The organism is Bradyrhizobium sp. BRP19, assembly GCF_020194195.1.
GTDB classification, from domain to species: Bacteria; Pseudomonadota; Alphaproteobacteria; order Rhizobiales; family Xanthobacteraceae; genus Bradyrhizobium; species Bradyrhizobium yuanmingense.
In genome coordinates this window covers 47,171-62,585 of sequence record NZ_JADYVZ010000014.1, presented here as the reverse complement: position 1 = coordinate 62,585, position 15,415 = coordinate 47,171, and the positions used below count along the sequence as shown (strand labels likewise).

Genomic DNA, 15,415 nt, shown 5'->3' with positions numbered 1-15,415 from the left:
CGGACCTCAGTCCTCGTCCCGTTCCTCGTCGTCGGTTTCGAGCGAAGAGAGCGCGGCGAGCAGCTCGTCCGGCACCTCCTCGATCGCGAGCGCGAAGACGACCTCCGCCGAACCGCAGAGCGGGCAGCCGTGACGATCTCCGTCGTACTCGCACTCGCCTTTGCGTCCGCAGGCGCCGCAGCGGAATCTCGCCATCGTCACTTTCCCTTCCGGCGGGGCCGTCCCGCCTCGACGAAGCGGTCCGCGTCGCGGTCGTAGATGCGGTAGCGGGGGAGCCAGCGGCCGCCGACCAACCGGCGGTCGACATGGAGGTTTTCGAATCCTTCATCGACGAGGACGGCGGGGCGGCCTTCCGCGTGGACCGCGCAGCGCGTCGCGAGCCAGCCGCCGCCGTAGAGACGCCCGGGTCCGCCGCAGATCTCGCAGGTCGTCGCGCTGCGCGCCTCGGCGAGGTCGATCGCCTCCTCGACCCGCTCCCGCGCCTCCGGCGACAGCCGGCCCGACCAGTAGAAGCGTAGCGTGCCGTACTTCTCCTTGACCTGCGTGGCGCGGAACGAGCCGCCGTCGTCGCGCACGGCCGCCGCGATGCGGGCGCAGGCCCGCTCCAGCAGATCGCGCCAGCCGTCGTCCACTGCGGGCCAGCCCTCGGCGGCGAGAGGATCGCCGGAGGGATGGAAGAGCTCGGGGTAGGATTCGACGAGCTTCGCCCGCCAGGCGGAATCGGACCGCAGAGCCACCGTCACGCCTCCCCGCGCCCGAACCTTGCGGCGTCGTCGATCCGGACGAAGCTGTCGCTGTCGTAGTCGTAGCGCGCCGCGACCACGACCCGCAGCCTGCCCCGCACCGTCACCTGCGTCAGGTGGATGTTCTCCATCTCGGGCCTGACCGCGGGGACACCCTCGGCGTGGTCGGCGCAGCGGGCCGCCAAGACGTCGTCGGCCCGGTAGAGCCGGCCGCGCCCGCCGCACCTTTCGCAGACGCAGATGCTACGCGCCTCGGCGAGGTCGACCGCGGCGCGGACCGCCGCCTCGCTCGCGGCCGACAGCCTGCCGCCCCAGCGGATCCGCAGCGCGCCCTGGTGGGCGCGGATGCTCTCGAAGCGGAAGCTCTCGCCGAACTGCAGCGCGGCGGCGATGCGGACGCAGCACCTGTCGACGACGCCCGCCCAGCCCTCGCCGCATTCCGGCACGCAGAGCGGCCGCGCCGAGGACGCGCCGCCCGGCCCGGGCGGCGGACCGAAGAAGTCCGGAAGGATGTCCCGCAGCTGGCTCTTCCAGTCGCTCCGCACCGCCTCGGCCATCACGCACCTCGCACGCCACAAATGATGTTCTTTGTTTGTTCTATCACTCGGGTGAGCCGTTCGAGTCAATAGACATCATGGACAAGATAGACCTATTTCAAATAGGTCTATCGAGCCGAGGGTGTTTCGAGGCTTTCGGGGGTATTTCAGGACGTCGATCGGTGTGGAAATCGCCCGCCCGGCCGCCCGGGGGCTTGCCGCCCTCCGCTTCCCGTGGAATTTTCGTTCCGATCCAACAGCATGCGGACCACGGGACCTATGGCGGAAAAGAAGAAGGCCGGCAGGCCGGGACGGAAGCCGCCGCCGGGCGTCAAGAAGCAGCTCCTGACGTCGATGGACCCGGAGATCATCAGGAGGATCAAGTCGGCGGCCGCGCTGCGCGAAACGACCGCGTCGCTGGTGATGGAGCAGGCCGCGGCCGAGTGGCTCGAGCGGCATCAGGATGGGAAGAAATAGCCGCGCAGCAACCGCCCACGATGCTCGAACCGCTTCCCGAAATAGGATGTGGCGGGTTTAGGCCGCCTTCTGCGCCCGTTCCGCTTTGAATTTCGGCAGCTTCATCGACATCAATGTCTTCAGGGACACGGATGCCGTTCCGCAGACGCGGTCGTACAAGGCGGTCATTTCAAGAGAATTGAGCAAGTCGGCCATCGTTCTCAAGTCCGCCATCGAGGCATCGGACGGCGGAGTCAGCACGATCACGTGGTTTTCCGCAACGAAGGGCCCGACGTCTTCCAAAAACCTGCGGTCGACCACGGCGGCATTGATGCGCCGCCTTTGCTTTCGGTTCGCCGTCCGTTGGACCACCAGACACGGTCGGCGGATGACATAGGAAAGCTCGGGATCCACGGTGACGCGATGGCCATCCACGTTGGCCTTCATGTGATCGAAGTCCAGCGATCCGTCCGGACGAATTGCCGCCGCCCACAGCAGCGCGACGGACGAAGCCGCGCGGGTCTTCGAAATGCGCTCTTGCCATCTATGGGGAACGACCGGCCCCACTTTCCCAAACCATCCCAGTTCGGACAGCGAGCGTCCCGTCGAGATCACGTCCGACGTAGGAAGCTCCCAGCGCCCGCCTTCGCGGTCGAGCCTGATGTTGCCCAGAGCGCGATCCCTTCCATCGTGTGCCAGGCTGCCGATGCGGACCGCAGAACGCTGCTCGACCCCACGCCGCATCGTCACGATGATGCAGTCCTGTGTGACGTCCAGGAACACGCGTTGGCGGTTCTCAATCCTATCGATCGCGATGACTTCGTCGGCGATCGACTTGCGGAACGCCGTGAATGAGGGGCCTCCGATCATGCTCGCCGGCATCACGAACGACAGAAGCCCGCCCGGCTTCACGAAGCCGCGGCAATGATGCAGGAAGGCCATCGACAAATTGAGATAACCTCCTCTTTCGGTCAGATCGGGCCAGCGTTCGACGTAAGCGTGGTAGTCGTCGCGACCGATGCGAACGTAGGGTGGATTGCCGACGACCACGTCGTAGTTGCCGCTGGCTTCCTTTTCCAGCGTGTCCGCGACCTCCACGCAGTTTTCGACTGCTTCCCGGTCCTGTTCGGTAGGACCGTCAGCCCCGCGCGCGAGAGCAACCCGCCAGGCGAGCAGATCCTTCGAGACCCGGGCGAGCCGGCGGTCGATCTCGATGCCGCGCAGGAGTTTCAGCGCCTTGCCCGGATTGCGTCCTTGAAGCGAACGGCTGATGACGCCGTGCAGCGGAGCGAGGAAGGCGGCTCCGCCCGCCGCCGGATCGATGATGGAGTGCCGGGTCGGGTCGTAGCCCTGCGCAGTCAGCCTGTTCAACACGTATGCCGCTAGATACGGAGGCGTGAAGTACGCTCCAAGACGCTCGCGCTCGCCTGATTTGAGTTGCAGCGCGGCGACGACTGCGGCCGCATGCTCGCGCCATTCCAAAGGCAGCGACTTGATGCGGGCATGCGCTGCCTGAACGGCCACAGGCGCCCTTGGAAGCCGCCCATGCGCGATGCTGGCGACGGGATCCGCACAGCGCCATTCCGAGGTTTCGATTGCGCGGCGAACCGCGCCGAAGAAGCGGGTGGTCGCGTGTTGGTATACCAGATGCTGCTGCTGTTGCCCCATGCCCAAACTCTACCGAACAAGTCGGCATTCCGGAACAGCGCTCTCTGCAGATTCTTTTGTTAGTTAATGGGAACAAGGATTTTCCTGAATACCTGGATTTGACCATCTGCGAAATCTCGTGGTTAATGAAGTCACGTTTCAGGAAATCGGATGCTCCCATGTCCTCCCAATATGCACTAGAGCACGATCAGCGGTTGAAGGATGCTTGGGCCTATCAACGCTCGCGCGTCGATGCTTGGGAGGACCGGCCGTTTCCGCCCCTTGAATGGGCGGAACTGGAAGCGTTCCTGTACGGGACAGCAGCAACCTTGGCCGCGGTCGTGGGCCCTGCCGCGAACTTGGAACGCGAGCTTGCCGAATTGATCGGCACCTATCTGACCGGCGATCGCGCCGGTCGGATCGACATTCCCCCCACGACGCCACCGGGCCGGGCTTGGTCGGCGGTTCCGCTCGCCAGCCTCTCGGGTCCGTTCGTGGACTCGATGCGGCGTCTACATGCCTATGGCTCGATCGGAACGCTACCCGACGACGATCTGCCGGGTGCGATCGAGCAGTTCGTGCGCCGCATCGAATCCGACCTGGATTCGCTTGCCTCGCTCTTGAAGAATTTGCCCAAGGCGGCAGCCACTCCAGGACGACTGAACCTTCAAATGGTCCACGATATCGCGTCGGCTCGCTTGGCGGTGGACGAAGGAACGCGTCAGGCGCCGGCCGCCGGACTGGCATGGCTCGGCCGCGTCAGCGTCAAGACCGTCCAAAACCTGCTTTCCCGCGGGCAGCTCACCGGAGGCTCCGGATCGGCTGACCCCCACTCGGCCCGAGGCTGGCTCGCCGACCGCAAGGACTGGTCTCGCTCCTGCTGGCGCGAAGCCATCGAGGCCATCAATTCGGGCTTGGTGGCCCCTTTCCAGGAATTCGACGCCGAGCAGGTTGCAGATACGTCTGCGGATGGCGAGGACGCGATCGTCGAATGGACCTTCGTGCCGCGGGCGGCGGATGGTTCGCTGTTCCTTCCCGACCTTATGCGGCTGCGTGGATGGACGATCGGGGCGCGCGGCGCCGAGAGGTCGTTCGGGGATTACTGGCGCGCGCTCGATCATCTGCAGCAGACGGATCGGCCGCATTGGCGCCGTCCGAACGAGGCTGGAGCCTATAACATCGTCGTTGGACGAGACTGGGTGAGGATCGCGCGCGCCGAAATCGAATTGCAGCTCCGGGCCGTGCTGAAGACCGGGGGGCGTCAATGAAGGGACGCGACGGCGACCGTCGAAACCGCTTCGGCTCCAACCTCGACGTCATCAGACAGTCTCAACGGAACGATCTCGAGCGGCGCCGCAGCCTTCTGACGAGAGCCCCGACCGAGCCGCCCGCGGCGATCCAAGCGCAGTCCGCGACCCCGACCGCGACCCCCGTGCTGCCGGCGCTGCGGCTCTACCATCGCTCCGACCTGAATTCGGAAGTGAATTATGTATCCGCAGCGCACGCCGCCGTTTCGACCGTCGCCGATGCGGTGATCGAACGAAAGAGCGGCGTGATCTTCACGTGGCCGGACCGGATCAATAGGCCGCTTGGCGTGACGATTTCCGCATTGCTTCGGGCCCAGTCGGCGCGGCCGACGCTGCGATGCACGGTGGCCTATTATCCTTTCTCGGACCGCAAGACTCATAGTCTCAAATCCATCTTCGTCGACGAGGAGGATCTTGCGGCCCGCTATCTCGAGACCATCAGGGCGATGGACCGTTCCCAATATAGCGGGCCGGACTATCAAAACGCCTACCTTTTGAAGGGCCTTAGGGAGGCCTCCGCGGCTGGCGGCAGCGCGAAGATCAGCCATCCGAACCTGCGCGAACTGATCCCGACATTCGCGCCTATCGAGCACAACCACACGATCCGCTACGCCGACCGCGACGAGGACTTCCTCGGCGACATCGCTTCGCGCAGGACGTTGATCAAGGAGGCCTCGAAGTATCGCCGCGAGATATCGTCGAAGGACGTAGCCCCCATCGCGATCCTCGGTCTGCCCCCGTCGGTCGACGGCATCAATCGCCTCTTCAAGGCCGATTCCCGGCTGGGCGACCGATGCGACCTGATCGTCGCGGACGCGACCGACGTCGCGTTCGGCCAGGCCGATTCCTGGCTCAAAGGCCTGCGTCGTCTCGCGCATCTCGCCCGCAGCGCCGGGCAGTCGGTGCCCATCGTGGTCATCACGCAGGACGGCGTCATCGCCAAGACGGCCTCCGAAATCATCGCGTCGGCCGGCGGCGGCGACCATGCGCGGCCCAAACGCATTGGCGTGCGCAGCGTAGTCAAGACCGTCCCCAACGATTTCACGACGCAATCGGAGGTCTTCGAAACGTGGAATGCGGCCTCGTTCACGGCCCACCTGAAGGCTAGGGAGCTCGCCCAATTTCGCGAGGACGCGCTCTCGCTGGCATCCAATCTCCGGAGCGCCGGCTATCCCGGCGCGGCCGACGCCGTCGTCAAGGCCGTCACGTTCGCGCGAACGATCGCTTGCCTGCCGATTCCCCTGACGATCTTCCGAGAGCATCTCGACTACATGGAGCGCGCCGGCGCGGTCTCGGACTATGTCGCGGCCCAGTATCGTTTCCTCGGCGTCGCCGATTCTCTCCGCAAAGCGGAGCGGGATGCCGACAGCCTCGGAGATGCCGTGCACGCGTTCCGCGAGCGGGCCGAAGGCATGGTGGTTCGCTATGCCGACGGCGGGGAGGTCGCCGAGCTCGTCCGCGAGCTCATCGGCAAGGCCGTAAGCAAGGCGAATCGCACCATCGTCGCGTTCCGGGACCGCGTCGTCCTCTCCGCCGTGTCGGAGTGGCTGGCAGATCGCGAAGACATCGACCAAGCGAAGCTCGCAAGCAAGCTGATCCTGACGACGACCGAGGCGCTTGCCTCCACATTGTCCGCGACTTCGCGGGGAGCGCCGGTCGACTCGCTTTTCCTAGTCAATCCGAAGGTCCGCCACTTCGAGCGCATCATCCTGTCGCCGTCGTTGCCCCGGAAAGTCGGCTTAATAGGAGACGGAGGAACGCTCGGCGCGATCGCCACCGTTCTGGCGCCGGTGACGCCGCTGTTCGAGGGCGAACCGGCCGCGCGGCTTAAAGCCGTGTCGGCCAGCCTCGCCGAATACGCGGAACGCATGACCGCGTTCGACTTCGAGAAGACGATAATTCCCGAGTTCGCGCCGGACCTGACGCTCGACTTCACCATTCAGGACTCCTCGGAGGGCGGACCGTACGAGGGTCCGGTCGTGGAGCTCTATACCGAAGACGGGTACCTTCTCCGGCTGCCGTCGCACGCCGAATGTCTCGTCATCCAGGAAGACGAACTGAAGCCTTTGAAAGAACAGCCTGCGGACAAGGTCTCGGTCGGCGATCGCATCTTCGTCTTCAGCCGGGATCTCCACGATCGTTTGGAATTTCTCTTGGGCCCGGTGAAATCGGAAGGCACGACGCTGCTCGCGTCCTATCAGCAGGCGGTCCGAGACCGCGTCGCCTTGATCCCCGGCGACCGGCAGAAGCAGGCTTTGGAAATACTGACGCGAATGAAGACGGCGGCTGCGCTGATCGACGAAGAGTTCGACGCCGGCCGCAACGAAGTCTCCAACGTCATCCGCTGGATGTCGACGGGCCGCGCGAACGGCCGTCCCGATGCCCCCCGATCCGTCAAGAATTTCGCCCTGTTCATGAACGCCATCGGCGTACCCGAAACGATCGCCGCGCAGTATTGGCGCAACGCGGTCGTCAGCTCGCGCGTGATGGCCATCCAGGTCGGACTGCACGCCCACGGCAGAGCCCAGGAATTCGTCATGAATCCGCAAGGCTTCTACGCGCGCGCTTCCGAAAAGAAGCCGGAGCTCAAGCAGCTCTGGGAAGAAATGGTGCGCAGCGCGAGCGTGGTCGTCAGCAGGCACTTCGTTTCAGGAAAACAACGTAAGGAGAATGACCGATGAACGCGGCTCAACCGGGTCTGCCAAACGTCAACTCCGCGCTTCGCGACGACCCCGACCTCGCGCAAGAACTTAAGGAGGCGGTTTGCGACGCGCTGGTCAACGCGGTCGGCGGCAAGGCCTCGGGGGCAGGGGAGTTCGGAACGGTCGTGCTCGGACAGCGACCGCGCGATCAATTCGCATCCGGATTCCTCCTCAACCAAATGTCTCCTGCGGGAGAGGACGAAAGTAGCGACATCCGGATCCCCGTGCACGGCGCGAGCCTCAAGCTCCGGAGAGATGCCGACGGCCGAATCACGGTCCAGCCGCATCTGGCGGTCTACGTGCGCGTGCTGCCGACATGGGAAGATCTCGACAACGACGTCCTGGGCCTTCGTCCGAAGCCGAGATTGTCGGCGCACGTCCGCCAGGAGGTCAACGCGGAAGCTTTCACGATCGCCGAAGCCGCGCGCGTCGGCGGCGACACGCGTTCCCGGAAAGTCATCTTTGCGGAGACGGCGCGGCAGTTGCTGATGCGACGCGGCGTACGTTTCGCCGGGACAGTTGAGACCATCGTAGCGGTCAATCCGGAGGAGGAAACGAATCTTGGTGCCGAACCGCAGGTTCCTCGCCCGGGCCGGAGCACCGAAAAAAAGACGGCTGGCGAAGAGACGCCGGTCGAGGTCGCCGAGACGACCGACGGAGCCGTGTACCCCGACGATCTGTGCTCTCCCGAAGATATCCCGATGAAATTCAGGCGGTTGACCGTCGTGGTTCCTCCTCTGGTCCTTTCGTTGCGCAGCGCGGAGAGAGAACGGAGCGAGGCGATCCGCGAACACGCCGTCCTGATGAGCGGGGCGATCGCGAAGGCCTACGACGATTTCATGCGCTCCGAGGAAGGGACGCAATGGTGCTGGCGGAAGATGCGTCTGCCGCCAAGCGCCTTCCGGTCGCAGCGGAGCTGGGACGCGGCACTGTCGACAATCCGGGCGACGCCGGTCAACAGAGCCCACCTTTGGCCTGCTCAGAACGTCGAGATCGCTCTCGAGTGGGCGACTAGTCCAGCCGACGACCGGATCATCCATGCCGCGATCGGCCTGATGCACCGGACCTGCGGCGCCGTCGGAGATCAGGACGGCGACGGCGGGCTCTACCAGGTCCGTTTGGACATCGACGTGCGTCCCGCCGCGGCGCTGATCCCCTACGTTCTCGAACGCGTCAAGCCTGCCTACGACATCCAAGGATTCCATTCGATACCGGCCGCGGGCTGGAACGCCGGAGTCGCACAGAAGGAGCTGGAGGACGGCATCCGACTTACGACGACATGGATGCCCCGGTATAACCTGCCCCGCATCGTTCCCAACCGCATCGAGAAGCTGGACATCAGCTTCAAGGCGCTGGCCGATCCGAACAAGCCCATCGATCAGCTCGAACTCGTCCCGGATGCCTTCGCGCGTTGGGTCGACGAGCAGAGCGGCACCGTTCACCCGACCTCTGGGCTCGCCGCCGACGATGCGGATGGGCGCGAACGCGAGCGCGCGAAGTTCGCGAAGGACATCGCCGGCTACGGCGAAGAGATCGAAGATCTGCGCGTCGGCATCAATCTGTTGAAGCAGAGCCGCGCGGCATGGCTCAAGGATCCGAAAGCGCCCGCCGCGGCGCCGTTCAGGGCTTGGTATCTGACGAACCAGGCTTTTCATGAAGTCGGCCTGATCGAGAACAAGACGTCATGGCGGCTCTTCCAGCTCGGATTCATCCTGTCGAACATCGTTTCGCCGTCGACCCGCATCAAGGAATTCGAGCATCTCTATGCGCCCAACCGGCAGACCATCGAGTCGGCGTCGCTGCTCTACTTCGCGACCGGAGGCGGCAAGTCGGAGGCGTTCTTCGGGCTGCTCCTTTTCACCCTCTTTCTGGACAGGATCCGCGGGAAGCGCCGCGGCATCTCCGCCCTGATCCGCTATCCGCTTCGCCTTCTGACGGCGCAGCAAGCGCGCCGCCTGGCCAAGGTGCTCGCCAAGGCAGAAATCGTCCGCCGAAACGACGGCATCGACGGCGCGCCGTTCGAGATCGGATTCTGGGTCGGAGGCAGCAGCACGCCTAACCGCCTGGCGAACGGCGATCAGGTCCTCGACGAGTTTAGGTGCATTCCCGCAGTCGACGCACCGGAACATGCGGACGAGGAGGCCAACCTTGCCGACCCGGCGTACTCCGCCGCCCTGCGCGACTACAACAAGCTGCCGAAATGCCCCTTCTGCGATCGGGACACCGCGCTGCGTCGCTACCCGAAGGAGAATCAGCGGCTCGGCATCGTCTGCCGGAACGCCGAGTGCGAGTGGAACATCAAGACCAAGAGCAACGTAGAACGGCCGCTACCATTCCTGCTGGTGGATTACGACATCTACCGGTCCGCGCCTTGCATTCTCCTCGGCACCATCGACAAGCTCGCTCTCATCGGACAGCACTGGTCCACGATCAACAGGATCGGCGGGATGTTCGGTCTCGCACGGCTGATCGACGACAACGGCCTCTTGGAGACGCCCTACGATCTGAACGTCGCGAAGGCCATGGAAGGGCGCCATCCGATCGCGCCGTCCTTCGCAGGCGGCGTCGAGGTATTCTTCGATCCTGTCCCTTCGCTGATCATCCAGGACGAAGCGCACCTGCTGGAGGAGAGCCTCGGGACCTTCGCCGGTCTGTTCGAAACCACCCTCTATCAATGGTTCCGCTCGCTGCGTCCCATTCTCGGCGACCGCATGTCGCTCGTCCCCGGAGATGACTCGGACATCCGCCTTCCGAAGGTCGTCTGCGCCACCGCCACCATCTCCGACCCGGAGCGCCAGATCCGCGTGCTCTACCAGAAGCGCGTGCGGCAGTTTCCCCGCAAGGGGACGCGTCTGTATCGTTCGTTCTACGCCAACCCTAGCCGGTTCGAAGGCAGCGCCGGCGAGCGCAATGACGCGCTCTCGTCGTCGGTGGATGCCAAGGGGATCGAGACCTTCGCGCCGTGGGCGCGCGTCTACGTCAGTCTTCTGACAAACGGCCGACCGCATACGACCGCATCGGTCATGATCCTCGGCGCGTTCACCGCGGTCGTCACAATACTGCTGCGCGATCTGTGTTCCGGGAATCCCGAGCGCCAAGCCAAGGCGTGCCGGATGCTCGTTTCGAACCTCGGCGACACGCCGGTCTCCGCCCGGCACAGGGCCGCCTTGGAGCGACTGGCGGGGTCCGGCCGTTTCGAAATCGTCGCATCCGCTGTCGACCTCCATCGCGTCGCTCTCACCTACGTCACAAACAAAAAGGGCGGAGACCAGATACTGTCCGCGCTTCCAGGCATCGCGGACCGACAGCATCGGGACTTCGGGCGAAGTGCGGTCGTCGAAAGCATCCGTACCGATCTGATCAGCGGCGGCGTCGAGTCGGGGGCGGTCGAGGCGATCGTGCGCAAGGCCGAAAAGCAGTTCGATCCGGGAACGGAGGACATCCAGGACGCGCTGCGAATGATCGTTGCCACCTCGGCGGTTTCGCATGGGGTCGACGTCGAGAACTTCAATTCGATGTTCTTCGCGGGCATGCCCACCGCGATCGACGAGTTCATCCAGGCGAGTTCACGCGTCGGCCGCACGCATGTCGGCTTTTCGATGCTGATTCCGACGCCGCAAAACAGACGGGACCGCTTCATCTTCGAGGTCCATGAGACCTTCCATCGTTTCCTCGAGCGCATGATCGCGCCCCCGGCGATCGAGCGGTGGGCCGATCGTGCCGTCGTCCGGGTCATTCCTTCGCTCATCCAAAACTGGCTCATCGGCAAGATCTATCAGGAGCAGTTCGTCGCGGACGCGGATCCGGAAAAGAAGCGGACGCGCATCTTCAGCAAGGTTTCGTTCGTGCGTTCGCTGGTGAACCGCATGAAGTCGACCACTTTCGTCGACGAAGCGGAGAAGTACATCGCCGGGTGCGTCGGGATCGACGCCGAAGTCGGCGGGGCCGACGCGCAACGGCAGATCGTCTCCACGATGGTCAGAGATCGGCTGCAGGAGTTCGTGAGACTTCTCGACATGCCGACGGCGGACGGCGACCTCGCTGCCTTCTGGGACCATTTTCGGGGCAACCTCGACAGTCCGATGACATCTTTGCGCGACGTCGATGCGCCCGGAACCGTCCGTCCTCTCATCAATGCCCGCAAGGCGGACGCCAAGGACCGCTTCCAGACGATGATGCGGTTCATCAGGGAGGGCGGCACCAGGAAGCCGCAAGGCATGATCGAAACCACCGCGGAGCTTCGCAATGACTGACGAAATCTTCACCATGAAGCGGTCCCGGTCGCAGCTCGCGACGATCTACGCGCCGGGGGCGTTCTTCACCTTCGAGGGCGGCATGGGCGCGTGCATCGCCCAGCCGGCCGCGCGCATCGAGGCCAAACTCAGCGAGATGCTTAAAAATCAGGTGCTCGACACCATCAACGAACGCGTACGGAACTGGGAGATCCAAGGCTTGAACTGCCGACGCCCGGCGGGCCAGCCGCCGGTCGACCCGGAGCTGGTGCTCGACCCTCAGCTCCGCAACGACGACGGGGCCCCTCGTCTTCGCGGCGACCGTCTGGCCTTCCTCGTTCCGGACGTGATGAACTATATTCCGGAGCCGCTGACCTTCGTCTGCCGCCGGTGTGGTCTTCTGAAGGACTTCGGTGGCGTCGAAGAGTTCGAGACGAAGAGCGGCACGCTCGAAGACGGATGTCCCCACCGCATGCAGGACGAGCCCTGCAGGTCCAATTGGGAACAGCTGGACGTGGTCCAAGTCCATTGGTCCGGCGGCTACCACCGTGTCTCCACGCTTTACAACAGGTGGGACCGCGACCGTCAGGACATCGTCTGGAACCGCGTCCAGTGCCACTGCGGCAACTCGCACTACCTCCTCGATCGCTCGTCTCCAGTCTTCAGCAAATGGCGGTTGATCTGTTCGGCCTGCAAGAGCGCCACGAAACTCCCCGTGCTCAAAGATCCTACCAGCTTGCGGGTTCTCGGCGACGGGCTGAACCAAGGATCGAACCAGCAGGTCGAAGTGAACATGGAGCCCGTGTCGTATCGCGCCAACAACGCGTACTACGTCCAGGGCGACAGGGTCCTCGCCTTGGCCAACGAAGACTACTTCCCGCTGCTCCTGCGTAGCCGCACGGAAGAACTGAAGGGTTTCATCGCGAAGGCCTTCGCCTATCCCGTCGCGGCGATTTCCGAGGCGGACATCGAGAACACGCTGCGCGAAAAGAACCGGGCGACGGAGTGGCTCTCGTACAAGAACCACGCCGAAATCATCGCAATGATGCGCGGCATGAAACGCGAGGATCTGGCCGAAGCTTCGGTTAAGGCGCGGCAGGATCAGCTTGATCGCTGGCGGACGGAAGGACTCATTCCCGATGTCTACCAACGCACTCCCGCGCTCGACTACGCCGTGGACATCCGCGCCGAACAATGGGACCGCAAATTCGATCCCATCCGGCAGGCGGTCGAACACAAGACGCTGGAAATCGACGTCCTCAACGACGCCGACAAGGTGATCAACGTCAGGGAGCCGAAGGATCCGATCCTGCCCGACATGAGCCCGGACGAAGTCGAGACGACCAAGTCACAGGTATCGAACGTCCTCTCGATGCTCGGCATCGAGGACATGCGTCTCGTCCGGAAGTTTCCGGTCTGCGAATTCACGTTCGGCTACTCGAGGGTTGAATCCGGCCCCCGCGTCAGCCGGGACAAGACGGGCGAGATGTGGGAGATGCCCGTGAAGCTCAACCTTTTCCCGCGCGCGTACTTCCACGAAGAGCATGTCCAGCCGATCTACGTGATGAGGCAGGACAACGAAGCGTTCTACGTGCGCCTGGACGAGAGCTGCGTCCGGGCATGGCTCGATGCGAACGGGATCACCTACGAACTGCCCGCCCCGACGAGCCGACTGGGCGCCGCGATCATCGACGGCTATCACACGACCAGGCCGGAAGGCGGCGGGTTTTCCAGTTGGCTGGACGAGTATCGCGGCAACGCCACACCCGAATCCCGCAATCTCTGTTCATACGTCTACACGCTGCTGCACACGATGGCTCACCAGATGATGCATTCCGTGGCCCAGGTGTCGGGACTGGAGCTCGGAAGCCTGACCGAGCACATCTTCCTGCCCGACCTGGCCTTCGTCGTGTATCGCCGGGGCACCACGATGGATCTGGGTTATCTCAGTTCGGCCTGGCGGATGGCAACCAATGCGACCGACGGCAATCTGGTGCTCTCGTCGATGCTGGACCCGACGAGCCTTCGCTGCGGCTCGGGAGCTTTATGCGACGAGCGCGGGGGAGCCTGTCCGGACTGCATCCTGATTCCGGAAGTCTGCTGCATTAGCCGAAACAACTTGCTCAGCCGATCGGTACTCCGTGGCATGGCAAAGCCACACTGGGACGTCGCCATTCCGCGCGATCAGGCCATCGAAGGATACTTCGACGTGGTAAGGCGCACCCGTCGTTCTGCGGAGCAGCGAAATGCCGCCGCATGACGGTAAGCCTTCATCTGTATTGGGCGACGCCGACGACGTCGATCTCTCGAACAACAAGGCCCTGCGGCATGCCCGTCTTCCGCAATACTTCGCATCGGATGACTTCCGCAATCGATTCATGGAAGCCGCGCATTTCGACGATTCAGAGATCGCGAGAGCCATGCCTCCGTCCACCGGCGGGTTCCTCACGGTCGAGCAGTCCGAAATAAACAACGACCTCCTAGGGTTCTTTGTCGACCGCAAGTCCGACATGGAGGCGGAATTCGTCAGCGAGCTTTCCGAGAAAATCGGCCAGGCGAAGACCCGGCTCTTCTGCGATACCATCGCACGCGAATGGTCGGACGGCCTATCGAAGCGGTTGAAGGGAAACGTGCTGGCCCTCAAGAGGAGCGTCAAAAACTATCTCGAGACAATCATCCGCGGACTGACGATCGATCGTATCGTAACGCTGTCGGACATCGGACCGGGCGACGCGATGCTCACGACGCAGGAACTGGCGTGTCTCTTGACGCTCAACGACAGGATGATGCACGTTCTGATCGATGATTGGATCGAGCGGCGACCTGGAGCGTCGAGCATAAGCAGATCGGACATCTTCTATCGAAGAGGCATTGTCCTTCAGGAGCTGTTCGAGCACGAAGTTGAATACTTCGAGCGCGACTTCATCAGCTCATACACGCTGGCAATGTCCGTCGCCGACAAGTTTTCCCAGAACGTGAAAAAGGACAGGGCGGGGATTCCGGCGATCTTGAGTGCGGACTGCGACTACTTCCTCGGTCGCATTCTCTTCTTCTCCGGCTTCATTCCCGGCATGGATCCGAGACAACTCGAGATCGGAATGATCCCCGCGGATCGCCCCGACAAACTGGTGTACCAAGGAATCCATGCCGGCGTTGCCGAGTACCTTGTCGGCGACCATCCCATCACGGGGGCGGAAGAACATTAGAGCTGGGTGGCGTTTGGGGGCCGAGGCAACCAACCTCTCGGGTTCAGACAGCCCCCGTGGCGCGCCTCGATTGCATCAAATCCTACTGCTCAGCCGATCTGACGATGGTTTTTTTGCCATCCGGCATCACGGGGACTCGACTCTTTCGTTCCTGATATGTTCTATTGAGCCATGTCCGACCGACCCGCGAGCTGGCGCATGCCGACCCGAGCCCAAATGGAGAAGATGGCCGCTGCGGTCGGCAGAAAGGTGGCTTCCGCGCGCGGATTGGCACCGGCCGACGACCTGCCGCCTGAATACTGGCAGGCGCTCCTAGACGACCCTTGCGCCGACGGGGGCAATCCCGCCCCCCGAGCATCCGGACGCGCGCTGCGGCTGGACGAAATTCCCCAGCATTTGCTGAGAGTGGGCTGCCGACGCTGTGGCCGAACCGTCGAGATTCAGAAGGCCGACGCCGTCCGGCTACACGGTCTGGACGCGGTCTGGAAGGAGGTCGGCCAGCGGCTGCTGGACAACACTTGCACGATCAGGACGGGTCGCCATGAGGAAGACGGCTGCTGGCCATCGTACGACGTCTAGCCGGCGG

11 protein-coding genes are annotated in these 15,415 nt (G+C 63.6%); 7 read left to right on the top strand and 4 right to left on the bottom strand.

The features are described from left to right. Positions 1–6: 6 nt before the first annotated feature. The 3 genes from I6F36_RS30230 to I6F36_RS30220 are packed head-to-tail and all read right to left on the bottom strand — an operon-like array spanning position 7 to position 1,321. A complete protein-coding gene (locus I6F36_RS30230) occupies positions 7–195 on the bottom strand; it encodes a hypothetical protein (protein ID WP_225172762.1) in 189 nt (62 codons plus the stop codon). A 2-nt stretch (positions 196–197) separates the two neighbouring features. Beyond that, positions 198–737, bottom strand: coding sequence for a hypothetical protein (locus tag I6F36_RS30225; protein ID WP_225172761.1), 540 nt, complete (start codon positions 735–737; stop codon positions 198–200). A gap of 2 nt (positions 738–739) precedes the next feature. Beyond that, positions 740–1,321, bottom strand: a complete 582-nt coding sequence (locus tag I6F36_RS30220; RefSeq protein WP_225172760.1) for a hypothetical protein — start codon at positions 1,319–1,321, stop codon at positions 740–742. 237 nt (positions 1,322–1,558) lie between these two features. On the opposite strand from I6F36_RS30220, the gene I6F36_RS30215 reads away from it, so the two are divergent. After that, positions 1,559–1,756 (top strand): hypothetical protein, encoded by a 198-nt coding sequence (locus I6F36_RS30215; RefSeq protein WP_225172759.1) that lies wholly within the window; start codon positions 1,559–1,561, stop codon positions 1,754–1,756. Positions 1,757–1,813: 57 nt separating this feature from the next. On the opposite strand, the gene I6F36_RS30210 is transcribed toward I6F36_RS30215, so the two are convergent. Continuing rightward, positions 1,814–3,403 carry an N-6 DNA methylase gene (locus tag I6F36_RS30210; protein ID WP_225172758.1) on the bottom strand — a complete coding sequence of 530 codons (1,590 nt, stop codon included), beginning with the start codon at positions 3,401–3,403 and terminating at the stop codon, positions 1,814–1,816. A gap of 158 nt (positions 3,404–3,561) precedes the next feature. On the opposite strand from I6F36_RS30210, the gene I6F36_RS30205 reads away from it, so the two are divergent. The 6 genes from I6F36_RS30205 (at position 3,562) to I6F36_RS30180 (ending at position 15,408) form a co-directional block, all read left to right on the top strand. Then, positions 3,562–4,650 (top strand): hypothetical protein, encoded by a 1,089-nt coding sequence (locus I6F36_RS30205; RefSeq protein WP_225172757.1) that lies wholly within the window; start codon positions 3,562–3,564, stop codon positions 4,648–4,650. Then, entirely contained in the window at positions 4,647–7,370 is a 2,724-nt protein-coding gene (locus tag I6F36_RS30200) for a hypothetical protein (RefSeq protein ID WP_225172756.1), read from the top strand. The genes I6F36_RS30205 and I6F36_RS30200 overlap by 4 nt, the downstream gene beginning before the upstream one ends. Then, complete coding sequence (locus tag I6F36_RS30195) at positions 7,367–11,644, top strand: helicase-related protein (RefSeq protein WP_225172755.1); 4,278 nt, start codon at positions 7,367–7,369, stop codon at positions 11,642–11,644. Before I6F36_RS30200 ends, I6F36_RS30195 begins: the two co-directional genes overlap by 4 nt. Further along, entirely contained in the window at positions 11,637–13,883 is a 2,247-nt protein-coding gene (locus tag I6F36_RS30190; protein ID WP_225172754.1) for a hypothetical protein, read from the top strand. Before I6F36_RS30195 ends, I6F36_RS30190 begins: the two co-directional genes overlap by 8 nt. Beyond that, positions 13,870–14,829, top strand: a complete 960-nt coding sequence (locus I6F36_RS30185; protein WP_225172753.1) for a hypothetical protein — start codon at positions 13,870–13,872, stop codon at positions 14,827–14,829. The genes I6F36_RS30190 and I6F36_RS30185 overlap by 14 nt, the downstream gene beginning before the upstream one ends. A gap of 216 nt (positions 14,830–15,045) precedes the next feature. Then, complete coding sequence (locus I6F36_RS30180; RefSeq protein WP_225172752.1) at positions 15,046–15,408, top strand: hypothetical protein; 363 nt, start codon at positions 15,046–15,048, stop codon at positions 15,406–15,408. The last annotated feature ends 7 nt before the right edge of the window (positions 15,409–15,415 follow it).